This window comes from Mycobacterium sp. IDUB_28 (genome assembly GCF_055419285.1).
Genome location: NZ_JBVAXK010000001.1, coordinates 339,371 through 366,004, shown reverse-complemented (window position 1 = coordinate 366,004; position 26,634 = coordinate 339,371). Strand labels below are relative to the sequence as shown.

General features: G+C 68.8%; 25 protein-coding genes. 18 read left to right on the top strand and 7 right to left on the bottom strand.

Features of this window, described 5'->3' with window-relative positions:
* Nucleotides 1-24: 24 nt before the first annotated feature.
* Entirely contained in the window at nt 25-1,827 is a 1,803-nt protein-coding gene (locus ACZYZ9_RS01750; protein ID WP_463824476.1) for an AMP-dependent synthetase/ligase, read from the bottom strand.
* A 104-nt stretch (nt 1,828-1,931) separates the two neighbouring features.
* On the opposite strand from ACZYZ9_RS01750, the gene ACZYZ9_RS01745 reads away from it, so the two are divergent.
* The 5 genes from ACZYZ9_RS01745 to ACZYZ9_RS01725 all read left to right on the top strand — a co-directional run bounded on the left by ACZYZ9_RS01745 (nt 1,932) and on the right by ACZYZ9_RS01725 (nt 5,374).
* Complete coding sequence (locus ACZYZ9_RS01745) at nt 1,932-2,321, top strand: polyketide cyclase / dehydrase and lipid transport (RefSeq protein WP_463824475.1); 390 nt, start codon at nt 1,932-1,934, stop codon at nt 2,319-2,321.
* Between the two features lie 118 nt (nt 2,322-2,439).
* Entirely contained in the window at nt 2,440-2,874 is a 435-nt protein-coding gene (locus ACZYZ9_RS01740; RefSeq protein ID WP_463824474.1) for an SRPBCC family protein, read from the top strand.
* Entirely contained in the window at nt 2,871-4,145 is a 1,275-nt protein-coding gene (locus tag ACZYZ9_RS01735; RefSeq protein WP_463824915.1) for an ArsA family ATPase, read from the top strand. The genes ACZYZ9_RS01740 and ACZYZ9_RS01735 overlap by 4 nt, the downstream gene beginning before the upstream one ends.
* Entirely contained in the window at nt 4,142-4,537 is a 396-nt protein-coding gene (locus ACZYZ9_RS01730) for a hypothetical protein (RefSeq protein ID WP_463824473.1), read from the top strand. The genes ACZYZ9_RS01735 and ACZYZ9_RS01730 overlap by 4 nt, the downstream gene beginning before the upstream one ends.
* An 87-nt stretch (nt 4,538-4,624) precedes the next feature.
* Nucleotides 4,625-5,374: a lysophospholipid acyltransferase family protein gene (locus ACZYZ9_RS01725; protein ID WP_463824472.1), complete on the top strand. Its 750-nt coding sequence runs from the start codon at nt 4,625-4,627 to the stop codon at nt 5,372-5,374.
* Nucleotides 5,375-5,398: 24 nt separating this feature from the next.
* Here the strand turns inward: ACZYZ9_RS01725 and ACZYZ9_RS01720 are convergent, their stop codons facing one another.
* Complete coding sequence (locus tag ACZYZ9_RS01720) at nt 5,399-6,676, bottom strand: glycosyltransferase 87 family protein (protein WP_463824471.1); 1,278 nt, start codon at nt 6,674-6,676, stop codon at nt 5,399-5,401.
* A gap of 66 nt (nt 6,677-6,742) precedes the next feature.
* On the opposite strand from ACZYZ9_RS01720, the gene ACZYZ9_RS01715 reads away from it, so the two are divergent.
* The 3 genes from ACZYZ9_RS01715 (at nt 6,743) to ACZYZ9_RS01705 (ending at nt 9,690) form a co-directional block, all read left to right on the top strand.
* Nucleotides 6,743-7,636: a hypothetical protein gene (locus ACZYZ9_RS01715; RefSeq protein ID WP_463824470.1), complete on the top strand. Its 894-nt coding sequence runs from the start codon at nt 6,743-6,745 to the stop codon at nt 7,634-7,636.
* 137 nt (nt 7,637-7,773) lie between these two features.
* Nucleotides 7,774-8,265, top strand: a complete 492-nt coding sequence (locus ACZYZ9_RS01710; RefSeq protein WP_463824469.1) for a polyadenylate-specific 3'-exoribonuclease AS — start codon at nt 7,774-7,776, stop codon at nt 8,263-8,265.
* 36 nt (nt 8,266-8,301) lie between these two features.
* A complete protein-coding gene (locus ACZYZ9_RS01705) occupies nt 8,302-9,690 on the top strand; it encodes a class II 3-deoxy-7-phosphoheptulonate synthase (protein ID WP_463824468.1) in 1,389 nt (462 codons plus the stop codon).
* A 10-nt stretch (nt 9,691-9,700) separates the two neighbouring features.
* On the opposite strand, the gene ACZYZ9_RS01700 is transcribed toward ACZYZ9_RS01705, so the two are convergent.
* Entirely contained in the window at nt 9,701-10,972 is a 1,272-nt protein-coding gene (locus ACZYZ9_RS01700) for a protein kinase domain-containing protein (protein ID WP_463824467.1), read from the bottom strand.
* Nucleotides 10,973-11,069: 97 nt separating this feature from the next.
* On the opposite strand from ACZYZ9_RS01700, the gene ACZYZ9_RS01695 reads away from it, so the two are divergent.
* Nucleotides 11,070-11,474, top strand: a complete 405-nt coding sequence (locus ACZYZ9_RS01695; RefSeq protein WP_463824466.1) for an Rv2175c family DNA-binding protein — start codon at nt 11,070-11,072, stop codon at nt 11,472-11,474.
* Here ACZYZ9_RS01695 and ACZYZ9_RS01690 read toward each other — a convergent pair.
* Together ACZYZ9_RS01690 and ACZYZ9_RS01685 are read right to left on the bottom strand one after the other, a co-directional pair.
* Nucleotides 11,461-13,008 carry an alpha-(1->6)-mannopyranosyltransferase A gene (locus ACZYZ9_RS01690; protein WP_463824465.1) on the bottom strand — a complete coding sequence of 516 codons (1,548 nt, stop codon included), beginning with the start codon at nt 13,006-13,008 and terminating at the stop codon, nt 11,461-11,463. The two genes, ACZYZ9_RS01695 and ACZYZ9_RS01690, sit on opposite strands and share 14 nt — an antisense overlap.
* A gap of 4 nt (nt 13,009-13,012) precedes the next feature.
* Nucleotides 13,013-14,074, bottom strand: a complete 1,062-nt coding sequence (locus tag ACZYZ9_RS01685; protein WP_463824464.1) for a polyprenyl synthetase family protein — start codon at nt 14,072-14,074, stop codon at nt 13,013-13,015.
* A 234-nt stretch (nt 14,075-14,308) separates the two neighbouring features.
* On the opposite strand from ACZYZ9_RS01685, the gene ACZYZ9_RS01680 reads away from it, so the two are divergent.
* Nucleotides 14,309-15,214, top strand: a complete 906-nt coding sequence (locus ACZYZ9_RS01680) for a mycobacterial-type methylenetetrahydrofolate reductase (RefSeq protein ID WP_463824463.1) — start codon at nt 14,309-14,311, stop codon at nt 15,212-15,214.
* A 4-nt stretch (nt 15,215-15,218) separates the two neighbouring features.
* On the opposite strand, the gene lppM is transcribed toward ACZYZ9_RS01680, so the two are convergent.
* The gene (gene lppM / locus ACZYZ9_RS01675) at nt 15,219-15,866 is read right to left on the bottom strand and encodes a lipoprotein LppM (protein WP_463824914.1); all 648 of its coding nucleotides are present in this window, start codon (nt 15,864-15,866) and stop codon (nt 15,219-15,221) included.
* Between the two features lie 116 nt (nt 15,867-15,982).
* A complete protein-coding gene (locus ACZYZ9_RS01670; RefSeq protein WP_463824462.1) occupies nt 15,983-16,588 on the bottom strand; it encodes a GNAT family N-acetyltransferase in 606 nt (201 codons plus the stop codon).
* Nucleotides 16,589-16,872: 284 nt separating this feature from the next.
* Here ACZYZ9_RS01670 and ACZYZ9_RS01665 point away from each other — a divergent pair, with 284 nt between their 5' ends.
* From ACZYZ9_RS01665 to mraY, 8 genes are all read left to right on the top strand, one after another.
* Nucleotides 16,873-17,277, top strand: a complete 405-nt coding sequence (locus ACZYZ9_RS01665) for a DUF3040 domain-containing protein (protein WP_463824461.1) — start codon at nt 16,873-16,875, stop codon at nt 17,275-17,277.
* A 423-nt stretch (nt 17,278-17,700) separates the two neighbouring features.
* Entirely contained in the window at nt 17,701-18,132 is a 432-nt protein-coding gene (mraZ, locus tag ACZYZ9_RS01660; protein WP_463824460.1) for a division/cell wall cluster transcriptional repressor MraZ, read from the top strand.
* A gap of 1 nt (nt 18,133) precedes the next feature.
* On the top strand, nt 18,134-19,306 hold the full coding sequence (gene rsmH / locus ACZYZ9_RS01655) for a 16S rRNA (cytosine(1402)-N(4))-methyltransferase RsmH (RefSeq protein WP_463824459.1): 1,173 nt from the start codon (nt 18,134-18,136) through the stop codon (nt 19,304-19,306).
* Nucleotides 19,303-20,427 (top strand): cell division protein FtsL, encoded by a 1,125-nt coding sequence (ftsL, locus tag ACZYZ9_RS01650; protein ID WP_463824458.1) that lies wholly within the window; start codon nt 19,303-19,305, stop codon nt 20,425-20,427. Before rsmH ends, ftsL begins: the two co-directional genes overlap by 4 nt.
* Nucleotides 20,424-22,412 (top strand): peptidoglycan D,D-transpeptidase FtsI family protein, encoded by a 1,989-nt coding sequence (locus ACZYZ9_RS01645; protein ID WP_463824457.1) that lies wholly within the window; start codon nt 20,424-20,426, stop codon nt 22,410-22,412. The genes ftsL and ACZYZ9_RS01645 overlap by 4 nt, the downstream gene beginning before the upstream one ends.
* 50 nt (nt 22,413-22,462) lie before the next feature.
* On the top strand, nt 22,463-24,040 hold the full coding sequence (locus ACZYZ9_RS01640; RefSeq protein WP_463824913.1) for a UDP-N-acetylmuramoyl-L-alanyl-D-glutamate--2,6-diaminopimelate ligase: 1,578 nt from the start codon (nt 22,463-22,465) through the stop codon (nt 24,038-24,040).
* Nucleotides 24,037-25,536 (top strand): UDP-N-acetylmuramoyl-tripeptide--D-alanyl-D-alanine ligase, encoded by a 1,500-nt coding sequence (locus ACZYZ9_RS01635; protein WP_463824456.1) that lies wholly within the window; start codon nt 24,037-24,039, stop codon nt 25,534-25,536. Before ACZYZ9_RS01640 ends, ACZYZ9_RS01635 begins: the two co-directional genes overlap by 4 nt.
* A complete protein-coding gene (mraY, locus tag ACZYZ9_RS01630; protein ID WP_463824455.1) occupies nt 25,533-26,633 on the top strand; it encodes a phospho-N-acetylmuramoyl-pentapeptide-transferase in 1,101 nt (366 codons plus the stop codon). The genes ACZYZ9_RS01635 and mraY overlap by 4 nt, the downstream gene beginning before the upstream one ends.
* Nucleotide 26,634: the final 1 nt, after the last annotated feature.

The window sequence follows — 26,634 nt, the reverse complement described above, 5'->3', positions numbered from 1 at the left end:
TCCCGGCCGGCCACGCGCCCGTCGCTATTCCTTGTCGTAGATCGCTTCGATGTCGGACGCGAACTTCTCGGCCACCACGTTGCGCTTGACCTTCATGGTCGGTGTCAGCTCGCCGGTGTCCTCGGTGAAGTCCACCGGCAGAATCCGGAACTTGCGGATCGACTCGGCGTTCGACACCTGCAGGTTGGCCTGCTTGACGGCGGTATCCACCTCCGCCATCAGATCGGGATCGGTGGCCAGATCGCCCACCGAGGCACTGTCGGCTTTGCTGTTGCGACTCTTCCAGCCGTCGAACGCCTCGGGATCGATGGTGATCAGCGCGCCGATGAACGGCTTGTTGTCCCCGACCACCATCGCCTGGCTGATCAGCGGGTGCGACCGCAACTGGTCCTCGAGCACCGCGGGCGCAACGTTCTTGCCGCCCGCGGTGACGATCAGCTCCTTCTTGCGGCCGGTGATGCTCAGGAAGCCGTCTTCGTCGATGGAACCCAGATCTCCGGTGCGGAACCAGCCGTCGGCGAAGGCTTCCTCGGTGGCCTGCTCGTTCTGCCAATAACCGCTGAACACCACGCCCCCGCGCACCAGCAGTTCCTTGTCTTCGGCGATCTTGAGGCTGTTGCCGGGCAACAGGCTGCCGACGGTCCCGATCTTGAGGCCGTTGACCTGGTTGACGGTGATCGCGGCACTGGTCTCGGTCAGGCCGTAGCCCTCGTAGATGGTCAGGCCGACACCGCGGTAGAAGTGCCCCAGCCGGGCGCCCAGCGGTGCCCCGCCGGACACCGCAGCATGGCAGTCGCCACCGAGCGCCGCGCGCAGTTTGTGGTAGACCAGCCGATCGAACACCGCGTGTTTGGTGCGCAGCACCAGGCCGGGCTTGCCGTCGTCGAACGCGCGGCTCCAGTCGACCGCGGTCTGCGCCGCGGCCTTGAAGATGGGACCTTTGCCGTCGTTGGAGGCGTTCTGCGCGGCCGTGTTGTAGACCTTCTCGAACACCCGCGGAACCGACACCACCACAGTCGGTTTGAACTCCGCGAACAGCGGCAGCAGGTTCTTGATGTCGCTGGTGAAGCCGACCGTGACTTTGCTGGTGAACGCGGACAGGGTCAGCGCGCGGGCCAGCACGTGGGCCAGCGGCAGGAAAACCAACAGCCGCTGACCCTCGCACAGCAACGTCGGCAGGCAGTCCTGGGTACCGCGGATCTCGTGCAGCAGGTTGGAATGGGTGAGTTGGCAGCCCTTCGGCCGTCCGGTGGTACCCGAGGTGTAGATCAGCGTCGCGGGATCCTCGGACCGCAGCCCCTCCTGGCGTGCGGTCAGCTCGGCGGGGTCGACCGATTCGCCGGCCTCCACCAACTGATCCAGAGCCTTGGGACCGGAGCCGTCGATGTGCAGCACCCGGCGCAGTGCGGGCAGGTCGCCGGTGAGTTCGGTGACGGTCGCCGCGTGCGCGTCGGTTTCGGCGAACGCCAATACCGCTTCGGAGTTCTTCAGCACCCAGCGCACCTGCTCGGCCGACGACGTTTCATAGATCGGCACCGTGACCGCACCCACCGCCAGGATGGCCAGATCGAGGATCGCCCACTCGTAGCGGGTCGCCGAGAAGATACTGACCCGGTCCCCGGCCTCGACGCCCAGGCCGATCAAACCCAGTGCGGCAGAACGAATTTGACTTGCGGCTTCGGCGCAGGTGACATCGGTCCAGACGCCGTCGATCCGGCGTTGGTAGATCACATAGTCAGGGTCGTCGCGTTCGTGCTCGAACACCACGGCCGCCACATTGTCGTGCTCGGCTACCGAAAAGCGGGCAGGGACACTGTACTGACGCACTCTATTTCCTCGCTTGACCTAGGTGGGGTCGGCTTGCTGTCAACAGCCTAGTGCGGTACCGGGTCGCACCGTCGCGACGTCGGCCAGTATGTGAAGCTGAGGCGATGAACAGCATCCAGATTGCTGACCAGACGTATGTCGCGGCCGACGGGGCGCTGGTCGGGGCCGCGGTCGCCGATCAGTCGAAGTGGCGCCGGTGGTGGCCCGATCTGCGGCTGCAGGTCACCGAGAACCGTGCCGAGAAGGGCATCCGATGGGCGGTCACCGGAGCCCTGACCGGAACCATGGAAGTCTGGCTGGAACCGTCGCTGGACGGCGTGATCCTGCACTATTTCCTGCACGCCGAGCCGAGCGGCGTATCGGCCGCGGAGTTGGCCAAACTGAACCTGGCGAAGATGACGCACCGGCGCCGAGTAGCGGGCAAGAAAATGGCGTTCGAGGTGAAGACGACCCTGGAAGAGTCACGTCCGGTCGGTGTTTCTCCGGTAGTTTAACCGGGTCGAGGTTGGCATCGAGCCGACCGAAGGACGCAGCTCAGGGGAGTACCGTTTCAGCCGGGAGAAGGGCGCTCCCGAGAACGGTGCGGGACGGGAACGCGAAAGGGACTGCCAGGTGGCGGACAAGACGGAGCAGACAATCTATATCGACGCCGATCCGGCCGAGGTGATGGCGGCGATCGCCGACCTCGAGTCCTACCCGGACTGGATCAACGAGTACAAGCAGGTCGAAGTCCTCGAGACCGACGACGACGGCTACGCCAAGAAGGCCTGCATGCTGATGGACGCGACCATCTTCCGGGACACCCTGATCATGAACTACGAGTGGCCCGCGGATCGCAACTCGCTGAGTTGGACGCTGGAGTCCAGTTCGCTGCTCAAGTCCCTCGAGGGCTCATACATCTTGGCGCCCAAGGGTTCTGGCACCGACGTCACCTACCAACTCGCTGTTGACCTGGCCGTCCCGATGATCGGCATGCTCAAGCGCAAGGCCGAGCGCAGGATTATCGACGGCGCGTTGAAAGACCTGAAGAAACGAGTCGAGGGCTGAGTGATTCCGCCGCGCCCACCCCGGCTCGGATCAGCCTTTTCGTCGGCAAGGGCGGGGTAGGGAAGTCCACCCTGGCAGCTGCTACCGCGGTGTGCGATGCCAGCGGTGGTCGGCGGGTGCTGATCGTGTCCACCGACCAGGCGCACTCGCTGGGCGACGTACTGGGTGTCCCGGTGCCGCCGACGGGTACCGGCGACGCAGTCCGAGTCTTCACCGATCTGGAAACCGAAGACGCCGAGCCCAGCGGCGGCTCCCTGGACGCCCTGGCCCTGGACACGCTCGCGTTGCTGGAGCACCGCTGGCGCGACGTCGCCGAGGCGCTCGATGCGCAACTGCCCGACTCCGACCTGGCCAGCATGGCCCCCGAAGAACTCTCGGCGCTGCCCGGCATCCAAGAAGTGCTGGGTCTGCACGCGGTCGGCGAACTCGCCTCCTCCGGCCGCTGGGACCGCATCGTCGTCGATTGCGCCTCCACCGCCGACGCCCTGCGCATGCTGACTTTGCCTGCGACCTTCGGCCTCTATGTCGAACGCGCGTGGCCGCGGCACCGCCGACTGAGCATCGGCGCCGACGACGCCCGGTCGGGCGCGGTGGTGAACCTGCTGGAACGCATCAGCGACAGCGTCGATCGTCTGGGCTCGCTGCTGGCCGACGGGGAGTCGGTCAGCGCGCACCTGGTGCTGACCCCCGAGCGGGTGGTTGCCGCGGAGGCCGCCCGGACGCTGGGGTCGTTGGCCCTGATGGGTGTTCGGGTAGAGGAACTCCTGGTCAACCAGGTGCTGGTGCGTGACGAGAACTACGAGTACCGCAGCCTGCCGGACCATCCCGCGTTCTACTGGTATGCCGAACGGATCTCCGAGCAACGCGCGGTGCTGGAGGAGTTGGACGTCACCATCGGCGACGTGGCGCTGGTGCTGGTGCCGCACCAGGCCGGCGAGCCGATCGGACCCAAGGCCCTGGCCGGACTGCTCGACAGTGCCCGGCGCCGTCGCGGCGAGTCCCCGCCCGGCCCCATTCGTCCCGTCGTCGACCTGGAATCGGGGTCGGGGCTGGATTCGATATACCGACTGCGACTAGCGTTGCCCCAACTCGATCCCGGCTCGCTCACCCTGGGGCGGTCCGACGACGATCTGGTCATCAGCGCAGGTGGGGTGCGTCGCCGGGTGAGGTTGGCTTCGGTACTGCGACGATGTACGGTGCTGGACGCCCAATTGCGCGGCACCGAGCTGACAGTACGATTTCGACCAGATCCGGAGGTATGGCCAAAGTGAGTGGGGCTCATACCGACATCGGTCCCGAACTGCGCCGGCTGGCGCAGTCGATCCTGGACGGCATCGATCCCGGGGTGCGTGCGGCAGCCATGACGGCGATCAGCGGCGGGGCCGGCAAGTGCCAGCAGGTGTGGTGCCCGGTGTGCGCGCTGGCGGCGGTGGTGACCGGCGAGCAGCATCCGCTGGTGACGATCATCGCCAACCACAGTGTCGCGCTGCTGGAAGTGGTCCGGGCGATCGTCGCCGACATCGACGACACCGTGGTGCCTCCCGAAGACGACGTATCCGGTGGTGCCGATTCCGGCGGCCCGGGCGCCGACGGTAACAGCGCCACCGGCGACGGCACCGCGAAAACGCGCTACCAGCCCATCCCCGTTACGCTGCACGAGTGAGCCACCCGGTTGCGAGGTGGTCGGAGCCATCGTCGATGGGTACAGTTGGCGCAGACACCGTTCCGGTGTGGGGCATGAGGGAGAACCATGTGGTACTACCTGTTTAAGTACGTCCTCCTCGGCCCGTTGCTGTCCCTGCTCGGTCGTCCCAAAGTCGAAGGGCTGGAACACGTTCCGAGTTCCGGCCCGGCGATCCTGGCCAGCAATCACCTGGCGGTCATGGACAGCTTCTTCCTGCCGCTGGTGGTGCGTCGGCGAATCACCTTCCTGGCCAAAGCTGAATACTTCACCGGCACCGGGCTCAAGGGCTGGTTCAACCGCTGGTTCTACACCGCCGTCGGCCAGGTGCCGATCGACCGCAGCGACTCCGAAGCCGCGCAGGCCGCGCTGGAGACCGCCAAAGAGGTTCTGGGCCAGGGCAAGCTGCTGGGCATGTACCCCGAAGGCACCCGTTCCCCCGACGGTCGGCTGTACAAGGGCAAGACCGGGCTGGCCCGGCTCGCCCTGCAGACCGGGGTCCCGGTGATCCCGGTGGCGATGATCGGGACCAACGTGGTCAACCCGCCCGGCACATCCCGGTTGCGGTTCGGCCGCGTCACGGTGCGCTTCGGTGAGCCCATGGACTTCTCCAGGTTCGACGGGCTGGCCGGCAACCACTTCATCGAGCGTGCCGTCATCGACGAGGTGATGTACGAGCTGATGGGCTTGTCCGAGCAGGAGTACGTCGACATCTACGCGGCCAGCGTCAAGGACGGCAGCGCCACCGAAGACGGGCCGGCGGGGTCCAAGTCGGAGACCTCCGACGCGGCGCGGATCCCTGAGACCGCCGCCGGTTGACTAGCCCCGAGTGACCCGGAATAGCTAGGCGGCCGCTACCGGCGTGCGTTCGGGGGCGGTAGCGCGTGGTGATGTCAGCTTCGCGGTGACCGTGAGGCCCGCGACGAGGATCACCGCCAGTGCCCACCACACGTAGGACATCCCCAACAGCTGCCGCCACCAGGCCGCGGTCAACTCGTGATGCTTGGGCAGCAGGTCGATCGGCGTCCACCGCATCAGCGCCACGCCAGCGGCGGCGACCACGGCCAGCGCGACGTTGCGCCGCCGCCAGGCCAGCACCGACAGCACCATGACCGCGGGCAGCATCCAGACCCAGTGGTGCGACCACGACACCGGGGACACCACCAGCCCGAACAGGGCCACGCAGATAACGGCCAGCGACGGCTCGTCGGCCCGCAGCACCCTACGCATGGCCCACACGGTCAGCGCCAGCACCACCAGGCACGCCAGCACCCACCACGGCAGCCGCGCGTGTTCGCCGAGCCCCAGCCGGGCCAGCGACCCGGCGATGTTCTGGTCAGTGTTCAGCGCGGAGTCCCCGATGCGATCGGTGTGCCGCAGCGTGTGCGTCCAGTACTCCCAGGAGTCGCCCCAGGCAAGCACGAAGCCGACCAGCGTCGCGACCGTGAAGGTGCCCAGCGCAGTGAGCGCGGCCCGGGTGTCGCGGCGCAGCAGAAAATACAGCAGGAACACCGCCGGGGTCAGTTTGAGCGCGATGCCCACCCCCAGCAGCACTCCGCGCGGCCAGGGAGTGCGACGCGGGAAGCAGTCGGCGATCACCAGGGTCATCAGCACCGCATTGATCTGACCATAGGCGAAGTTCGAGTTGATCGGTTCCAGCCAGACGGTGGCCGCCGCGACGATCAGCACCGCCAGCCAGGACCGGCGCAACAAAGCCGGGCCGGGCAGCAGCCGGGAGTCGTCCCAGACGTTCAGGCTGCTCAGCACGATGGTCGTCGACACCAACAACACCAGCAGGGTCAAGACGGTGATCACGTGCGTGGCGGCCGCCATGCCCATCCAGGCGAACGGGCTGAACACGATCGCGGACAACGGGGGATAAGTGAAGGGCAGATCGACGATCGGTGTGTGGAACAACACGTTGCCGCTGTAGAGCGGACGGCCGTCCAACCAGGCCTGGGCGCCCATCTGGTAGATGTCGATATCGATGCGATAAGGGATGTCGACGAACAGGTCCCAGCACGCGTAGCCCAGTGCCAGCGCGGCGAGGAGCCAGAGCAGGCACCACAGCGAAACCCGCCCGAGTCGACTGCCCACGTCGGGCGACCGCCATTTACTCATGTCGAGGACAGCCTATCGTTGCGGCGCCGGGTGTTGTTCGCACAGCGCGGCTTCCGGGTTGTGCGGATGCGCTGGCGTAGCTTGTGGGGAGTGCACCACTGGCTGCAGCACGACATCATCGATCGCGGCCATCTGCCGCTGCTGTGCTGCCTGGTGGCCTTCATCCTGACGTTTTTCGTCACCCGCACCTTTGTCCGCATCATCCGCCACCGGGACGTCCGCGGCGGTGCCCCGGCCAAATGGTGGCAGCCGCGCAACATCCACGTCGGGTCGCTGCACATCCACCACGTCACGTTCGGGGTGGTGCTGGTGATGGTCGCCGGACTGACGTTGGTGACGTTGTCGGTCGACGGTCAGGTACCCCAACTGTCGGTGGCCGCGACCTTCTTCGGCATCGGCGCGGCGCTGGTGCTCGACGAATACGCGCTGATCCTGCACCTGTCCGACGTGTACTGGGAGCAGGACGGGCGCACCTCGGTGGACGCGGTGTTCGCCGCGGTGGCCGTCGCCGGTCTGCTGATCCTGGGCCTGCACCCGCTGATGTTCCTGTTGCCGATCCGCTACGACGGCGACTGGGTGGTGCTGCAGAGCACCCTGGTCGGCGCGGTGGTGGTGACGTTGCCGCTGGCGGTGGTCGTGCTGCTCAAGGGCAAGGTGTGGACCGGTCTGCTGGGCATGTTCCTGGTGGTGCTGCTGGTGATCGGCGCGGTTCGGTTGTCGCGGCCGCATGCACCGTGGGCGCGCTGGCGCTACACCACCCGGCCGGGCAAGATGCGGCGCGCGCTGGCCCGCGAGCGCCGATGGCGGCGTCCGGTGGTGCGGGCCAAGCTGTGGCTGCAAGGCGCGATCGCGGGAACGCCGCAGCTGCCCGACGACCGCACCGTCGACGCCCAACTGGACCTGGATGTGCACCCCGCCCCGCCGCCCGACGGCACCGAGCCCATCCCTATCAGCAGCTGACCCCCCCTGCGCGAGCAGACGCAGAATCGCACTCCGGCGGGCCGGATCGTGCGATTCTGCGTCTGCTCGCCGGGCGGAGCCGGGCGGAGCCGAGCGGAGCCGGGCTAGCCCGAGCTGAGTCGCACTAAGCTGCGGCGGTGCGGTATTTCTACGACACCGAGTTCATCGAGGACGGCCGCACCATCGAGCTGATCTCGATCGGGGTGGTCGCCGAGGACGGCCGCGAGTATTACGCGGTATCCACCGAATTCGACCCGCAGCGTGCCGGGCCCTGGGTGCGGACCCACGTGCTGCCCAAGCTGCCCTCGCCGGCCTCCCAGCTGTGGCGCTCGCGCAGCCGGATCCGCGCCGACCTGACCGAGTTCCTGCGGGTGGACGGCCCCGACCCGATCGAACTGTGGGCGTGGGTGGGCGCCTACGACCATGTGGCGCTGTGCCAGCTGTGGGGCCCGATGCCCGCTCTGCCCAAAGCGATACCCCGGTTCACCCGCGAGCTGCGCCAGTTGTGGGAAGACCGGGGCTGCCCGCGGCTGCCGCCACGATCGGCTGACGTGCACGACGCCCTGGTCGACGCGCGGGATCAGTTGCACCGCTACCGGATAATCACCGCGGAGCAGCGTTCGCCCTGATCAGCCGGTGCGCACGGCCACAGTTACGATGGACCGATGAACTGGACCGTCGATATCCCTATCGACCAGCTGCCGCCGCTGCCGCCGCTGCCCGCCGATTTGCGTGCGCAACTGGACGCAGCGCTGGCCAAACCGGCCGCTCAGCAGCCCAGCTGGGACACCGAGCAGGCCGCGGCGATGCGCACGGTGCTCGAGAGCGTGCCGCCGGTGACGGTGTCGTCGGAGATCGTCCGCCTGCAGGAACACCTCGCCCAGGTCGCTCGCGGCGAGGCATTCCTGCTGCAGGGCGGCGACTGTGCGGAAACCTTCACCGACAACACCGAGCCGCACATCCGTGGCAACATCCGCACCCTGCTGCAGATGGCCGTGGTGCTGACCTACGGCGCCAGCATGCCGGTGGTCAAGGTGGCGCGCATCGCCGGCCAGTACGCCAAACCCCGGTCGGCCGACATCGACGCGCTGGGCCTGAAGTCCTACCGCGGTGACATGATCAACGGCTTCGCGCCCGACGCCGCGGTCCGCGACCACGACCCGTCCCGCCTCGTGCGCGCCTACGCCAACGCCAGCGCCGCGATGAACCTGGTGCGCGCGCTGACGTCGTCAGGCTTCTCCTCGCTGCACCTGGCCCACGACTGGAACCGTGAATTCGTGCGCACCTCGCCGGCCGGCGCCCGCTACGAGGCGCTGGCCAGCGAGATAGACCGCGCGCTGCGGTTCATGAGCGCCTGCGGGGTGGCCGACCGCAACCTGCAGACCGCCGAGATCTACGCCAGCCACGAGGCGCTGGTGCTCGACTACGAGCGGTCCATGTTGCGCCTGTCCGAGGACGAGAACGGCGAACCGCAGCTTTACGACCTGTCGGCGCACACGGTGTGGATCGGCGAACGGACCCGCCAACTCGACGGTGCGCACGTCGCTTTCGCTGAGGTGATCGCCAACCCGATCGGCGTCAAGATCGGGCCCACCATGACCCCCGAGTTGGCCGTGGAGTACGTCGAACGGCTCGACCCGCACAACAGGCCGGGCCGGTTGACGCTGGTGAGCCGGCTGGGCAACAACAAGGTGCGCGACGTGCTGCCGCCGATCATCGAGAAAGTCCAGGCCGCGGGCCACCAGGTCATCTGGCAGTGCGACCCGATGCACGGCAACACCCACGAGTCCTCGACGGGGTACAAGACGCGGCACTTCGATCGCATCGTCGACGAGGTGCAGGGCTTCTTCGAGGTGCATCGCGCGCTGGGTACGCATCCGGGTGGCATCCACGTCGAGATCACCGGCGAGAACGTCACCGAGTGCCTCGGCGGCGCGCAGGACATCTCCGACAGCGACCTGTCCGGCCGCTACGAGACGGCGTGCGACCCGCGGCTGAACACCCAGCAGTCGCTGGAGCTGGCGTTCCTGGTCGCGGAGATGCTGCGCGACTGACCCCGGCCGATCAGCCGGCGTGCAGCAGGCTGCTCAGGTGCACCCCGATGTTCCAGCCCGCGGTCGCAACCAGCCCGGTCAGGGTCAGCACCACCGCCGCCCAGATCAGGATCATGCGCCGGCCGTGCTGGCGCTCCCACCTGAACTCGTCGAGCGGGATGCCGGCGAAGTGCCCGGAATCGTCGGCGTCGAAGTCGACGTCCTGATCGAAGTCGGCCGGCACATCCGGATCGTCGGGTTCGGGCCAGTCCCCGGGTTCCCGGGTGAACTGACGGGTGGGGTGGGGCACCGGCGCGCCGGCCGGGCGCCCGGCCATCCGATCGTGGTGCAGCGCCGCAGAGCGGTGCTGGGCGGAGTTGCGCGGCGTCGGCACCCGGAAGTCCGGCAGATTCAGCTCTTCGGCGATCGATTCCACGTCGGCGGCCATCTCGATGGCGTCGGCGTAGCGCTGCGCGGGGTCGAGCGCGGTGGCGCAGGCGACGAAGTCGTCGAGCTGCGTGGGCACGCCCTCGATCGCGGCGCCCGGCGGCGGGACCTCGGTGTCCAGCCGCTGATACGCGATGGACAGCGCGGTGTCGCCAGTGAACGGGGTTCGCCCGGTCAGCAGTTCGTAGGTCAGAATCCCCACCGAGTAGACGTCGCTGCGGGGTCCGGCGGTGCCGTCGCGCACCTGCTCGGGTGACAGGTAGGCGGCGGTGCCCAAGATCACGCTGGCCGAGGTGATTCCCGCTGCCGCCACGGCGCGGACCAGACCGAAATCGGCGATCTTGACCTCGCCGTCGTCGGAGATCAGCACGTTCTCCGGTTTGACGTCGCGGTGCACCAGACCGGCCCGGTGCGCGGCGGCCAGCCCGTTCAACACCGGGCGCAGTACCGCTATCACCGCGTGCGGGGGCATCGGTCCGCGCTCGATCAGCAGCTCACGCAGCGTGCCGCCGTCGATCAACTCCATCACCAGAAACGGGTACCTCCCGTCTTGGCCCTGGTCGTAGACCGCGACCAGGTTCGGGTTCTTCAGCCGGGCCACGGTGCGCGCCTCGAGCTGGAACCGGGTCAGGAACTGCTGGTCACCGGAGTAACGCGGGTCCATCACCTTCACCGCGACGGGCCGGTCCAGGCGGGTGTCCAGGCCGCGATACACCGTCGAGGTGCCGCCGCTGGCGATCTTTTCCTGAATGAGGTAGCGGCCGTCGAGCAGCGCGTCGTGCAGCGGGTCCCCGGCCGGGCGACGGTACGGGCCGGTGCGTCCCGGCGGGATGCCGGGCGATCCAGGTTCGGCCACGCAGTCATCGTAGGGGTCGACGCGACTGACCCGCGGTAGGCGCAGATTCCGCACCGAAGGCGCAGACGCGGCCGTCCTGCGGTTCTAGACTGACCTGGTGGGCAGCATCCCGGCCGGCGACGACGTACTCGATCCTGAAGAACCGACCTACGACCTGTCCCGGGTCGCCGAACTGCTCGGCATACCGGTGAGCAAAGTGCAGCAACAGCTGCGGGAGGGACACCTGGTCGCGGTGCGCCGCGCCGGAGGCCTCGTGGTGCCGCAGGTCTTCTTCACCACGTCCGGCCAGGTCGTCAAGAGCCTGCCCGGGTTGTTGACGATCCTGCACGACGGCGGCTACCACGACACCGAGATCGTGCGCTGGCTCTTCACCCCGGACCCCTCATTGACCGTCACCCGCGACGGCTCCCGGGACGCCCTGAACAACGCGCGCCCGGTCGATGCGTTGCATGCGCACCAGGCCCGCGAAGTGGTGCGGCGCGCCCAGGCTATGGCGTACTGAGGGCAGCGTCGTCCGGCGCGTCCTCGACTTCCGGGGCGCGGTTCAGCGAATGCCAGGCCCACAGCGCGGCCGCGGTCGCCAGCCCGACGTGCAGCCAGGAGTACATGCCGTGCGAGCCGTCGGGTTTGAAGATCACCATGATCCACGTCGAGAATCCGGCGATCACGGCCATCGCGCGTCGCGACTGGGCCAGCGGGGCCAGCACCGCCAGCGGCCACGAGTAGTACCAGGGCAGTGCGGCGGGCACGAACAACACCACCACCAGCATCACCGCGGCGATGCCGGTCAGCGCGGCACGGTCGTCGCGGCGGTACCGCCACCACAGCACCGGGAGTGACACCGCGATCACGCCGATGCCCACCAGCCGGGCGATCCGCAGCACGGCGTAGAACTGCACCGGCAGAAACCCGCTGGTGAAAGCGTGAATCAGGTTCGCGGCGGCGGTTGGCACCGTGAGCCAGTTGATGATCTTCACCGACCCGGCCAGCGCGGTCAGCCAGCCCAGGCCGACCCCGGCCGCGACCGAAATCACCCCGAACACCGCCACGAAAATCGCCACCGTGGACAGCGCGGCGACCAGGAACGCCGGCACCGGCCGCCAGCCCCGGTCGTCGCGCAGATGCCGCATCCACACCCACCCCAGGAACGGCAACGCCAGCCCCGCGGTGGCCTTGACGGCGATTGCGAAAGTGAGCAACACGATCCCGGCTACCTGCCGGCGTCGCAGCGTCAACGCGATGCCGGCCGCCATCAGGCCCACCATCAGCATCTCGTTGTGCACCCCGCCCATCAGATGGATCAGCACCAGCGGGTTCAGCACGCAGATCCACAGCGCCCTGGCGCCGTCGGCGCCGACGTGGCGTGCCAGCCGCGGCGCCGCCCAGATCAGCAACGCCAGCCCGGGCAACATGCACAGCCGCAGCAGCATGGTTCCGGCCACCACGTTGTTGCCGACGAGCATCGTCACCAACTTGGCCACCAAAATGAATGCCGGACCATACGGGGCGGTGGTGATCGTCCAGATCGGGCTCACGTCGTCCAGCAGCGAGTTCGGATTGCCGACCGGGCCCACCGCGTACGGGTCGAAGCCGTCGCGCAACAACGCCCCCTGAGCCAGGTAGGAGTACGTGTCGCGACTGAACACCGGTGCCGAGAGCAACAGCGGGGCCAGCCAGCAGGCGGTGGTCACCCGCATGGTGAACTCGTCGGCTGCGCCGGCGAGTACCCGTCGACCCAGCCGCACCCAGGCGATCAGCATCAGACCCACGCCGACCCACAGCACGATCGACGAGAGCACCAGCCCGTGGCCGAACCGCAGCCAGGACATGTGGATCGCCTCCAGCAGCGGGTCGTGCTGGCGGGTGCTGCCCGCACCCAGACCGCCCAGGGTGATCAGCACGGACCCCACGAACCCCAGTCGCGCCGGCCCGCCCTCGGAGCCGGTAGCGACCGTGCGGAAGCGGGAAAAGCGTTGGCCCACGGTTACTTTCGGAGCCGTGGTGTCGGCGGCCGGGGTCGGCGTCGGAGCGCTCATCGATTCAGGCGGACCGGTCGGTGGCCACTCGGGCCAGGTCGGTCAACCCTGCTTTGGCGCTCGCGCTGATCGGCGCCGAGGCCAGCGTGGTCAGCGCACGTTCGGTGAGTTCGGTGATCCGGTTCTCCGCGGCGGCCAGCGCACCCACCCCCTCGATCAATTGCCGTAGTTCGCGCACCTGGGCGTCGGTCAGGTCGGTGCCGATCGATTCGCGCAACAGCCGGGCCGCCGCCGGATCGGACGTCTCGGCCAGGCGGGTGGTCTCGGCCAGCAGCACGGTGCGCTTACCCGACCGCAGATCGTCCCCGGACGGCTTGCCCGTGACCTCGGGGTCACCGAACACCCCGAGCACGTCGTCACGCAGCTGGAACGCCACCCCCAGATCGGTGCCGAACGCCTCGAAGACGGCGGCCACCTCCGGACGGTCGGCGGCGGCGGCCGCCCCGAGCTGCAGTGGACGGGTCACCGTGTAGCAGGCGGTCTTGAAGGTGGCGACGGTCATCGCGGCGGCCAGCGATTCGTCAGCCGAAGCTGATACCGAGGCTTCGGCGACCACGTCGAGGTACTGGCCGCCGAGCACCTCGGTGCGGATCGCCGTCCAGACCCGCTCGACCCGGTCCCGGGCCTCGGCGGTCAGCGGCGCACGGGACACCACATCGTTTGCCCACGTGTGGGTGATGTCGCCGAGCAGGATCGCCGCCGAGATGCCGAACTGGTCGGCGGACCCGCGCCACCGGCGAGCGCGATGCAGCGCTGCGAAGTGCATGTGGGCGGTCGGCTTGCCGCGGCGGGTGGCCGATGCGTCGATCACGTCGTCGTGGATCAGGGCGAAGGCGTGCAGCAGTTCCAGCGCGGAGAACAGCAGCAGCGCATCGGGATCGGGCGCCCGGCCGGCGACCGCGTCCCACCCCCAGTAAGCGAACACCGGCCGCAGGCGCTTGCCGCCGGTGAGGACGAAATCCGCCAGCCAATCGGTCAGGGAGTCGAACTCGGCTCCGAGGTAACCGGATTCACCGCGCCGGTCGTCCAGGTACCGCCGCAGTTGTTCGGTGACAGCGCCGGCCACCTCGACGGTCGCCGACGTTGCCGATGCTTCCAGACTCAGCGCGGCGCCCCTTTCCGATTCGGTGTGCCTCTGGCCCGACAGTGTATGCCGCCGCGGTGTTTGCCGGAGTACGCGGAGCCGCAGCCACCGGCGGCTCGGAGCCGCTGACTACCGCGCCCCTATGCTGTCGTGGGGTCTGTCCAAGCTTTGCGCGACGGAGCGCGAGAACAACTTGTCTGCAGAATGAGGGGCCGCGTGACGCTCAACACCATCGCGCTGGAATTGGTGCCACCGAATGTGGACGACGGCCGCGAGCGGGCTTTGGAGGACGCGCACAAGGTGGTGCGGTACGCCGCCGAGTCGGGCCTGGACGGGCGGCTGCGGCACGTGATGATCCCCGGCATGATCGCCGAGGACGACGACCGTCCGGTGCCGATGAAGCCCAAGCTCGACGTGCTGGACTTCTGGTCGATCATCAAGCCGGAGCTGCCCGGCTTGTACGGCCTGTGCACCCAGGTGACCGCGTTCCTGGACCAGCACACCCTGGGCGAGCGCCTGGCTGCACTGACGGCGGCCGGCATGCAGGGGGTGGTTTTCGTCGGGGTGCCGCGCACCATGAACGACGGCGAGGGCTCGGGCGTGGCGCCCACCGACGCGTTGTCGATCTATCGCGACGCGGTGACCAATCGCGGCGTGATCGTGATTCCGACCCGGGACGGCGAACACGGCCGGCTGAACTTCAAATGCAACCAGGGCGCGACCTACGGCATGACCCAGTTGCTCTACTCCGACGCCATCGTCGGGTTCCTGACCGATTTCGCCAAGGAGACCGACCACCGGCCGGAAATCCTGCTGTCGTTCGGCTTCGTGCCCAAAGTGGAGAGCCGGGTCGGGCTGATCAACTGGCTGATCCAGGATCCGGGTAACTCCGCGGTGGCCGAGGAGCAGGAGTTCGTCAAGAAGCTGGCGGCCAGCGAGCCCGCGGACAAACGCGCTCAACTCGTCGACCTGTACAAGCGGGTGGTCGACGGGGTCGCCGACCTCGGTTTTCCGCTGAGCATTCACCTGGAGGCCACCTACGGGGTTTCCGGGCCGGCTTTCGACACCTTCGCCGAGATGCTCGCCTACTGGGCGCCCTCGCCGGAGACAGTGGGCGGGTAGTAACTCAGGCCGACGACGACTGGTCGGTGGGCGCGGTGAACCGCGGCGAGCGGTCCCGGCTGACCCACGCCAGCATCGCCACCACCCCGGCGACCGCGAATGATGCGATGCCCAGCCAGATGCCGGCCCCGGTGAACGAGCGGGTGTTGGGGTCGGTGTAGCGGGCCGTCGCGGTCATGGTGCTGACCACTCCCGGTTTGAGTTTCCACTGCACGACTTCGGGCTCGATCCGGTCACCGTTGGTGGAGGTGACGGTGCCCGGGAAGGCGACGGTCAACCCGACTTCGGCGTCGGGGTCGGTCACCGAGGTCAGATCGGCGCGACCCTCCAGGATCACCAGGTTGCCGTTGCGGCGCATCGACAGGTTGACCCCCGCGGCGTCGGGGTTCATGTGGGCCAGCTGGGGCAACTCGGCGAAGGTCAGATCGGAGAACACCGCCTGTGAGCCGACGTAGCCGTCGCTGTCGTAGTTCGAGATCGCGACTTTCTGACCGAACGGCAGATTCGAGTCCAGTTGCGGCCCGGTGTCCTTGTTGTTCTTCGGTTTGGCGGCCGCGATGATTTCGCCGGACACCAAGTCGTCGGGCGAGACGGTCAGCGAGGCCCGGACCCGCAGGCATCCGGTGGCCAGCGGCACCACCATCAGCAGCATGACGATGGCCAGCAGCTTGCGGCTCCGGCGGGAGCGCAGCGGGGAAAGTGGGGGAGAGCTGGCGCGCACCAGGTCATCGTGCCAGACCCGGTGTGCCGCACAGCTGCGCCATCCGGTCATAGCGGCAGGGCGCGTCCGAGAATGGCGAACGCGCGCGGATCACCGGCGAAGTAGTAGCTGCGGATGACGTCGGTGAAACCCAGCCGTCGATACAGCCGCCAGGCCCGGTTGGACTCGCCGTTGGTCTCCGGCGTGGACAGCAGGACGTTCGCCTCGTGGCGACCCGCCAGCAGCCGGCGGGCCAGCGCCTCGCCGAGTCCCCGGCCCTGGGCGCGGGGGTGAATGTGCAGTTCGGTCAGTTCGAAGTAACTGGTCATCAGCCGGTCGATGGCCGCCGGCGCCAGACCGCTGCGCTGCAACCCCAGGATGACCTGCTGTTGCCACCACTGGCCAGGGGCGCCCGGGTATCCGTAGGCGATGCCCACCAGCGGTGCGTTGCGGAGTTCGGCCGCCGGGGGTGGCGGGCCGTCCGCGGCCCGCTTGCCCACCTCGACCGCGGCCACCGCCTGCCAGCCGGGCCGGCGGGTGTGTTCCAACCACATCGCGGCACGCTGGTTCTCGGTGCCGCGCGGGTAGCGCATCGCGTCGACATATACCCGCAGCGCGTCGGTGAGGCGGCGCTCCATTTCGGCAGCCGGCAGGTCGACGAGGAAGATCGCCACGTCGCGGTGTCCTCCTCAGCGTTGGTCGGGGTCGGATCGGTGGGTCCAGTATCGGACGCGGGCTCGGCTGCGCGACAAGCAGTCTTGCCGAGCCAGGATGTGCGGCGTGGCACCCGGTGCTGTTGCGGGCCGTATCGCGGCGGCGGTCGTCGCCGGGATAGAATCGCGGGCGAATCAGTGGTACCGCACTAAATGACCTCGTATCATCGGAGTTAATTGCCCCGCAACGGGCTATATGTGTGCTATCGGTGATGACGTCACAATCTTTCGGCAAGGAGGGACGAATGCCACTCTCCGATCATGAGCAGCGAATGCTCGATCAGATCGAGAGCGCCCTCTACGCCGAGGATCCCAAGTTCGCGTCGAGTGTCCGCGGGGGTGGCTTTCGTGCCCCGACCGCGCGGCGCCGTCTGCAGGGCACCGCGTTGTTCGTGGTCGGCCTGGCCATGCTGGTCTCCGGGGTGGCATTCAAAGCCACGATGATCGGGACCTTCCCGGTGTTGAGCGTGCTGGGATTCGTGGTGATGTTCGCCGGTGTGGTGTACGCGGTCACCGGTCGGCCGTTGCCCGGCAAAGCGGATCACGGGGTGTCGCCGCCGAGTGCGTCGCGCTCGCGTCGCGCCAAGGGCGGCGGTGGTTCGTTCACCAGCCGCATGGAGGACCGGTTCCGGCGTCGCTTCGACGAGTAGTCCTGCGCGCCAACACATGACGGGGTAGCCGAGCGGCTGCCCCGTTTCTGTTCGCCGGCCCGATCGTGCCGGTCGGTGCCGGAGCGTCCCGCGCCGGGTCGACGGACACAGTGGCAGATTCCGGACCGCCGGACACCCACAACGCGGCGTACGAAGCCATTCCGTGCCGAACTCGTAGCGAACTTGTGTCCGGTGCCCCCCACCTCGCCCCACCGCCGTTTCGGCGCTGCCAAATAGGCTCTGAAATGCGCTTTTCTGGGTCTTCGAACCCTGTCTGCGGCAGTCTTGCGCACCCCGATGGCGACCCGGTTCGGTGATTCGCCGCTTCGACACTCGCGGAAGGGGTGTTTATGGGGAGAAGTGGGGGATTGTGGGGTATGGTGGCCGAAGTGTTTGGGTGAGAAGCAAGTTGGAGGTGCCGCCGTGTTTCTCGGCACCTACACGCCCAAGCTCGACGACAAGTGGCGGCTCACGCTGCCGGCCAAGTTTCGCGACGCGTTGGCAGGGGGGTTGATGGTCACCAAGAGCCAGGACCACAGCCTCGCCGTCTACCCGCGCTCGGAGTTCGAGCAGCTGGCACGACGGGCCAGCAAGGCGCCCCGCAGCAACCCCGAGGCACGGGCCTTCCTGCGTAATCTCGCCGCCGGCACCGATGAGCAGCACCCCGACGCGCAGGGCCGCATCACGTTGTCGGCCGACCACCGTCGTTACGCCGGGCTGTCCAAGGACTGCGTGGTGATCGGTGCGGTCGACTTCATCGAGATCTGGGATGCGCAGGCCTGGAACAACTATCAGCAAATCCACGAAGAGAACTTCTCCGCGGCCAGCGATGAAGCACTCGGCGACATCTTCTGAGGTGCATGCCGGTGCACCGTGGTCTCTGCCCGAACCGACCCTGGCGTACTTCCCCAACGTCAGGTGCGTGCTTTCGGTCAGAGACCACGGTGCACGGGCGACCAGGCCGGTAAGTCGGTGCGGCCCGAACCGGGGAGGTGTCCAAGTGCCTGACCCGGATTCCGGCGAATCAGGAAGCAGCGCAGGTGATTTCGGTCATGTGCCGGTGCTGGCGCAGCGGTGCATCGAATTGCTCGACCCGGCGCTGACCCGACACCACTCCGACGGTTCCGGTGCCGTCCTGGTCGACGCGACACTCGGGGCCGGTGGGCATGCCGAACGGTTCCTCACCGCCCTGCCGGGGCTGCGACTGATCGGGCTCGACCGCGACCCGACCGCGCTCGACATCGCCGGCGCCCGGCTGGCCCGCTTCGCCGACCGGATCACGCTGGTCCACACCCGCTACGACGGCATCGACGCCGCTCTCGATGAAACCGGTTGTGGCGCAACAGATTCCATCGACGGAGTGCTGTTCGATCTGGGCGTGTCCTCGATGCAGCTCGATCGGGCCGAGCGAGGCTTCGCCTACGCCAAAGAGGCACCGCTGGACATGCGGATGGACCCGTCGTCGCCGCTGACGGCAGCCGACGTGGTGAACACCTACCCCGAAGCGGAGCTGGCCGGCATTCTGCACCGCTACGGCGAGGAGCGCTTTGCCCGGCGCATCGCGGCCCAGATCGTACGGCGACGCGCCCGCACCCCGTTCACCTCCACCGCCGACCTGGTCGCGCTGCTCTACGAGGCGATTCCGGCGCCGGCCCGGCGGACCGGCGGACACCCGGCCAAACGGACCTTCCAGGCGCTGCGCATCGCGGTCAACGACGAACTGGGGTCGTTGCGCAGCGCCATTCCCGCCGCACTGGACGCACTCGCGGTGGGTGGCCGGATCGTGGTGCTGGCCTACCAGTCGCTGGAGGACCGGATCGTCAAACGCGCGTTCGCCGACGCGACGGCCTCCCGGACACCACCGGGGTTGCCGGTCGAACTTCCCGGCCACGAGCCGCGATTCCGGTCGCTGACGCACGGCGCCGAACGCGCCGATGCGGCCGAGATGGAGCGCAACCCCCGCAGCACCCCGGTGCGGTTGCGGGCACTGCAACGAGTAGAGCGGGCAAGCGGGAAGGGCTATGCATGAGCACACAGCGCGAGGCGTCGAAACGTCGCGACACCGATCGTCGCGGTCGACGTGCGGCCCGGACCAGTGCCCGCAACGCGGCTGACGCGTCGCAGCGCCGCAACCCGTCGCGCACGCCGGCGGGTGCCAACCGCGAAGCCCGGGTGCCCAGATCGGGGCCGCAGACCAGCCCGATAACCCGACCCGCGGAACGGCCGGGCCGGGCGAAGAACACCAGCCAGGCCAAGGCTCGGGCCAAGGCCCGGAAAGCCAAGGCGCCCAAGGTGGTACGGCCCAAACTCACCGAACGGCTGGCCGCCCGGCTGGCCGAGATCGACCTGCGGCCACACACGCTGCTCAGCCGTATTCCGTTCGTGGTGCTGGTCATCGGCTCGCTCGGAGTGGGGCTGGGACTGACGCTGTGGTTGTCCACCGACGCGGCTGAGCGCTCCTATCAGCTCAGCGATGCCCGGGAGCGGACCCGGATGCTGCAACAGCAGAAGGAGTCGCTGGAGCGCGACGTGCGGGAGGCGGAATCGGCGCCGGCGCTGGCCGAGGCGGCGCGCAAGCAGGGCATGATCCCCACCAGGGACACCGCCCACCTGGTTCAGGCACCGGACGGCACCTGGGTGGTGGTGGGCACACCGCGGCCCGCCGACGGCGTGCCGCCGCCGCCGTTGAACGCCAAACTGCCCGACGCGGCGCCCCCGCCACCCCCGCCACCGCCGGTGGTGAGCCCGCCTGAGGTTGCGGTCCGGGTCGCACCGGGCACCGGGGACCCGACGCCGCCGCAGGTCTTGCAGCGCGGGCCGAACGGCGCAACCACCCTGGACGGCCCCCACCTACCAGGTATGACACCGGGGGCTCCGACGACCGTGCCGGGTGGTCCGCTACCCGTGCCGGGATCGGCAGTGCCCACCCCGGCGCCCAACTCCGTGCACGCCGACCTGCTGCCGTCCAACGGGTTCGCGCTCCCGGCGCCCGCCGCGCAGCCGCCGGTGCTGGTACCCACACCGCAGCCGCCGGTGCTGATGCCCACACCGCAGCCACCGGGCCTGGTGACCACCCCGCTGCCGGCCAACCCCGAACAGTTCGGGCCCGTCATACCGACGGCGCCCGCGGCCCCCGGGGCCACCCGATGAACCGCGGCGAGGAGCGGCGCACTCCCCGCAAAGCCCGCGACGCCCAGGCGGTGCGGCAACCCAAGCGATCACGGAAAGCCGCCGACGCCAAGCGATCCCGGGCGACTGCCCGGCCCGAGGCAGCGCCGGCAGGACACTCGGCGCGCGCTCGGCGCACCCGCCAGGCGGCCGAAGTCACCACCCGGGGCGCCTCGTTCATCTTCCGGCATCGCGCGGGCAACGGCATCATCTTCGTACTGATGCTGGTCGCCATCGCTCAGCTGTTCTACCTGCAGGTGTCCAACGCCTCGCAGCTCAACGCCCAGGCCGCCGGCCAGCTCAAGGTCACCGACGTCGAACGGGCGATCCGCGGCGCCATCGTGGACCGCCACAACGACCGGCTCGCGTTCACCATCGAGGCCCGCGCGCTGACCTTCCAGCCCAACCGGGTCCGCCAGCAGCTGGAAGAGGCCAAGAAGAAGTCGTCGCGCGCACCGGACCCCCAGGAGCGGCTCGCCGCCATCGCCAAAGAGGTGGCCGGCCGACTGAACAACAAGCCCGACGCGGCGACCATCCTGAAGAAGCTGCAGAGCAACGAGTCGTTCGTCTACCTGGCCCGCGCAGTGGATCCCGCTGTCGCACACGCGATCTCGGCGAAGTTCCCCGAGGTCGGCTCCGAGCGCCAGGACCTGCGTCAGTACCCCGGCGGGTCGCTGGCAGCCAACATCGTCGGCGGCATCGATTGGGACGGCCACGGTCTGCTGGGTCTGGAAGATGCGCTGGACGCCATGCTGGCCGGCACCGACGGTGCGGTCACCTACGACCGCGGGTCCGACGGCGTCGTGATCCCCGGCAGCTATCGCAACCGGCACAAGGCGGTGCACGGCTCGACCATCCAGCTCACCCTCGACGACGATATCCAGTTCTACGTCCAGCAGCAGGTGCAGCAGGCCAAGAACGCGTCCGGCGCCCACACCGTCTCGGCGGTCGTGCTGGACGCCAGGACCGGCGAAGTGCTGGCCATGGCCAACGACAACACCTTCGACCCGTCCCAGGACCTCGGGCGGCAGGGGGAGCGGCAACTGGGCAACCTGCCGGTGTCCTCGCCATTCGAACCGGGCTCGGTGAACAAGATCATCACCGCGTCCTCGGTCATCGAGTACGGCCTGTCCAACCCCGACGAGGTGCTGCAGGTGCCCGGCACCATCTCGATGGGCGGGGTCACCATCCACGACGCCTGGGAACACGGCGTGATGCCCTACACCACGACCGGCGTCTTCGGGAAGTCGTCCAACGTCGGCACGTTGATGCTGGCGCAGCGGGTCGGTCCGGAGCGCTTCTACGACATGGTGCGCAAGTTCGGCCTCGGTCAACGCACCGGCGTCGGGTTGCCCGGCGAGAGCGCGGGCCTGGTGCCCCCGATCGACCAGTGGTCGGGCAGCACCTTCTCCAATCTCCCGATCGGACAGGGTGTTTCGATGACCCTGCTGCAGATGGCCGGCATGTACCAGGCCATCGCCAACGACGGGGTGCGCATCCCGCCGCGCATCCTGAAGGCCACCGTCGCACCGGACGGCACGCGAACCGAGGAACCCCGCCCGGACGGCATCCGGGTGGTGTCGGCGCAGACCGCGCAGACGGTGCGCAACATGTTGCGCGCGGTGGTGCAGCAGGACCCGATGGGTTACCAGCAGGGCACCGGACCCGCAGCGTCGGTGCCCGGCTACCAGATGGCCGGCAAGACCGGCACCGCGCAGCAGATCAACCCGAGTTGCGGGTGCTATTTCGACGACGTCTACTGGATCACCTTTGCGGGCATGGCCACCGTCGACAACCCGCGCTACGTCATCGGCATCATGATGGACAACCCGCAGCGCAACGCCGACGGCACCCCGGGGCACTCCGCCGCGCCGCTGTTCCACAACATCGCCGGCTGGCTGATGCAACGCGAGAACGTGCCGCTGTCACCGGATCCGGGCCCACCGCTCACCTTGCAGGCGATGTAGCCGACTTCCGCACCCACACCCGAGGGGTGTGGCTAGGTAGGGTGTCATGGCTGATCATCGCGATCACGCGACGTCGTACGGAGGTGGTGACTGTGGCGTTGGCCCCCACGGACCTGCGTCCCAGCACCGGCGCCGGGATCCCGCTGGATGTGTTGGCCGCCCAGGTCGGCGCGGTGCTGCCGACGGGCCCCGATCGACCAGATTGCGTCCCAGACCTGCCGGTCACCGGGGTGACGTTGCGTGGTCAGGACGTGCGGCCCGGTGACCTGTTCGCGGCCCTGCCCGGTTCGGTCACCCACGGCGCCCGGCACGCCGGTCAGGCGATCGAACGCGGCGCGGTCGCGCTGCTCACCGACGCCGCCGGCCTGGCCGAGATGGGTGCTGTCGAGATCCCGGTGCTGGTGCATCCGGCGCCCCGCAGCGTGCTCGGCGGCCTGGCAGCCACCGTCTACGGGCGGCCGTCGGCGCGGATGGCGGTGGTCGGCATCACCGGTACGTCCGGCAAGACCACCACGACCTATCTGGTCGAGGCCGGGCTGCGGGCGGCCGGTCGGATCGCCGGGCTGATCGGCACCATCGGCATCCGGATCGACGGCACCGACATCCCCAGCGCGCTGACCACGCCGGAGGCACCCGCCCTGCAGGCCTTGTACGCGGCGATGGCCGAGCGCGGGGTGGACACCGTGGTGATGGAGGTGTCCAGTCACGCGCTGAGCCTCGGCCGGGTGGACGGCACCGAGTTCGCGATCGGGGCGTTCACCAACCTCTCGCGGGACCATCTGGATTTCCACCAGACCATGCAGGAGTACTTCGAAGCCAAGGCACTGCTCTTCGACCCGGCCTCGGCGCTGCACGCCCGCCGCGCCGTGGTGTGCATCGACGACGACGCCGGACGCGCGATGGCCGGGCGGGCAACCGATCCGATCACCGTCAGCGTCACCGGCCGGCCAGCGCACTGGCGCGCCGCCGACGTCACGCCAGTGGGACCGGCCGGGCAAGAGTTCACCGCCATCGACCCCGCCGGCGCGCAGCACCGCGTCGGGATCGACTTGCCGGGCCACTACAACATCGCGAATTGTCTTGTCGCACTGGCGATTCTGGATGCGATCGGGGTGCGGCCGGAACAGGCGGCGCCGGGGTTGCGCCTTACCCGGGTACCCGGGCGGCTCGAGTTGGTCGACCGCGGCCAGGATTTCGTCGCCCTGGTCGACTACGCCCACAAACCCGAAGCGCTGCGTGCGGTGCTGAGCACCCTGCGGCACCCGGATCGGCGATTGGCGGTGGTGTTCGGCGCCGGGGGCGACCGCGACCCCGGCAAGCGGGCGCCGATGGGCGAAATCGCCGCCGAACTGGCCGATCTGGTGATCGTCACCGACGACAACCCGCGCAGTGAGGATCCCGCCGCGATCCGCCGCGAGATCCTGGCCGGCGCCGCCGGCGGTAAGGCCCAGGTGCTGGAGCTCGGCGACCGGCGCGCGGCGATCCGGCGCGCGGTGGCCTGGGCAGCGCCCGGTGACGTGGTGCTGATCGCCGGCAAAGGACACGAAACCGGTCAGCGCGGTGCCAGCGAGGTGCGCCCGTTCGACGACCGCGTCGAACTGGCCGACGCGCTGCAGGACCGCGTGTGATCGACCTGACCGTCGCCCGCATCGCCGAGATCGTCGGCGGCACCCTGGCCGACATCTCCGCCGAGCAGGCCGCGGCCACCCACGTCACCGGGACGGTGGAATTCGACTCGCGTGCCGTCGGTCCCGGCGGACTGTTCCTCGCCCTGCCCGGGGCGCGCGCCGACGGTCACGACCATGCCGGGGCGGCGGTGGCCGCCGGCGCGGCGGTGGTGCTGGCCGCCCGCCCGGTGGGCGTACCGGCCATCGTGGTGGCGCCGCGTCCGGCGCCGGACGGTCGGGCCGGCGTCCTCGAACACGACGTGGACGGTTCCGGCGCGGCGGTGCTGGCCGCGCTGGCCAACCTCGCCGCTGCAGTAGCTGCCGAGCTGGTGGCCGGCAAGCTGCGGATCATCGGCATCACCGGATCGTCGGGCAAGACCTCGACCAAGGATCTGGTGGCCGCCGTTCTGCAGCCACTCGGCGAGGTCGTCGCTCCGCCGGGATCGTTCAACAACGAACTGGGCCATCCCTGGACGGTGCTGCGGGCCACCCGCGACACCGACTTCCTGGTGCTGGAGATGTCCGCGCGCCACCCCGGCAACATCGCCGCCCTGGCCGAGATCGCCCCGCCGTCGATCGGCGTGGTCCTCAACGTCGGCACCGCGCACCTAGGCGAGTTCGGCTCACGCGAGATCATCGCGCAGACCAAATCGGAGCTGCCGCAAGCAGTTTCGCCTGACGGGGTGGTCATCCTCAACGCGGACGACCCGATGGTCGCCGCGATGGCGCACGTGACCCCGGCCCGCGTGGTCCGGGTGAGCCGGCACCGCGACGCCGACGTGTGGGCCGGCCCGGTCGCCCTCGACGAACTGGCGCGTCCCCGCTTCACCCTGCACGCCGGCGGCGCGCACGCCGAGATCCAGCTCGGCGTCTCGGGCGATCATCAGGTGGGCAACGCCCTGTGCGCGGCTGCCGTCGCCCTCGAATGCGGCGCCGACGTCGCACAGGTGGCCGCGGTGCTCGCCGGTGCCGGGCCGGTGTCGCGGCACCGCATGCAGGTCAGCACCCGCTCTGACGGGGTGACCGTGATCGACGACGCGTACAACGCCAACCCCGACTCGATGCGGGCCGGACTGCAGGCGTTGGCGTGGATGGCGCACGGCGCGGCCGATCAGACCGGTGATCGGCGGCGCAGCTGGGCGGTGCTGGGGGAGATGGCCGAACTCGGCGACGACGCGATAACCGAGCACGATCGCATCGGCCGGCTCGCGGTGCGATTAGATGTGTCTCGACTTGTAGTCGTGGGAACCGGGAGGTCGATGAGCGCCATGCACCAGGGTGCGGTGATGGAGGGCTCGTGGGGATCGGAGGCCGTCCAGGTACCCGACCGGGACGCCGCCCTGGCGCTGCTGCGCGCCGAGCTGCGAGCCGGCGACGTGGTGCTGGTCAAGGCGTCCAACTCGGCCGGTCTGGGCGCGATGGCCGACGCGCTCGTCGCCGAAGGTGACCCCGCGTGAGACAGATCCTGATCGCCGTCGCCATTGCGGTGACCGTGTCCATCCTGCTCACCCCGGCGTTGATCCGGCTGTTCACCCGGCAGGGTTTCGGTCACCAGATCCGCGAGGACGGCCCGCCCACCCACCAGAGCAAACGGGGCACGCCGTCGATGGGTGGGGTGGCGATCCTGGCCGGTATCTGGGCCGGCTACCTGGGCACGCACCTGTTCGGCCTGCTCTTCGACGGCGACGGCGTGACCGCCTCCGGCCTGCTGGTGCTGGGGCTGGCTACCGCGCTGGGCGGCGTCGGTTTTCTGGACGACCTGATCAAGATCCGCCGTTCGCGCAACCTGGGGCTGAACAAGACGGCCAAGACCATCGGGCAGATCACCGCCGCCGTGCTGTTCGCGGTGCTGGTGCTGCAGTTCCGCAACGCTGCCGGCCTGACGCCGGGCAGCACGGATCTGTCCTATGTCCGCGACATCGCCACCATCACCTTCACCCCGGCCATGTTCGTGCTGTTCTGCGTGGTGATGGTCAGCGCCTGGTCCAACGCGGTCAATTTCACCGACGGGCTGGACGGGCTGGCCGCGGGCTGCATGGCGATGGTCGCGGGCGCCTACGTGCTGATCACCTTCTGGCAGTTCCGCAACGCGTGCGCGTCGATGGCGTTGCTGGGGCCGCAGACCTGGCTGCAGGGCTGTTACAACGTGCGCGACCCGCTGGACCTGGCATTGGTGGCGGCGGCCACCGCCGGAGCCTGCATCGGTTTTCTGTGGTGGAACGCCGCCCCGGCCAAGATCTTCATGGGCGACACCGGGTCGCTGGCGCTGGGCGGCATCATCGCCGGGCTGTCGGTGACCAGCCGCACCGAAATCCTCGCTGTGGTGCTCGGTTCGTTGTTCGTCGCCGAAGTCACCTCGGTGGTCCTGCAGATCCTGGCCTTCCGCACGACCGGGCGCCGCGTCTTCCGGATGGCGCCGTTCCATCATCATTTCGAGTTGTCCGGCTGGGCGGAAACCACAGTGATCATCCGGTTCTGGCTGCTCACGGCGATCACCTGCGGGTTGGGCGTGGCCCTGTTCTACGGCGAGTACCTCTCCACGATCGGTGCGTGAC

Bases quoted from the DNA above. Each gene is read 5' to 3' on its own strand.
- ACZYZ9_RS01715 (WP_463824470.1), top strand. From the start codon at position 6,743: ATGCGCTGGCGTAGCTTGTGGGGAGTGCACCACTGGCTGCAGCACGAC.
- ACZYZ9_RS01645 (WP_463824457.1), top strand. From the start codon at position 20,424: ATGAACCGCGGCGAGGAGCGGCGCACTCCCCGCAAAGCCCGCGACGCC.
- ACZYZ9_RS01720 (WP_463824471.1), bottom strand. From the start codon at position 6,676: ATGAGTAAATGGCGGTCGCCCGACGTGGGCAGTCGACTCGGGCGGGTT.
- ACZYZ9_RS01745 (WP_463824475.1), top strand. From the start codon at position 1,932: ATGAACAGCATCCAGATTGCTGACCAGACGTATGTCGCGGCCGACGGG.
- ACZYZ9_RS01690 (WP_463824465.1), bottom strand. From the start codon at position 13,008: ATGAGCGCTCCGACGCCGACCCCGGCCGCCGACACCACGGCTCCGAAA.
- ACZYZ9_RS01705 (WP_463824468.1), top strand. From the start codon at position 8,302: ATGAACTGGACCGTCGATATCCCTATCGACCAGCTGCCGCCGCTGCCG.
- ACZYZ9_RS01665 (WP_463824461.1), top strand. From the start codon at position 16,873: ATGCCACTCTCCGATCATGAGCAGCGAATGCTCGATCAGATCGAGAGC.
- ftsL (WP_463824458.1), top strand. From the start codon at position 19,303: ATGAGCACACAGCGCGAGGCGTCGAAACGTCGCGACACCGATCGTCGC.
- ACZYZ9_RS01725 (WP_463824472.1), top strand. From the start codon at position 4,625: ATGTGGTACTACCTGTTTAAGTACGTCCTCCTCGGCCCGTTGCTGTCC.
- lppM (WP_463824914.1), bottom strand. From the start codon at position 15,866: ATGCTGCTGATGGTGGTGCCGCTGGCCACCGGATGCCTGCGGGTCCGG.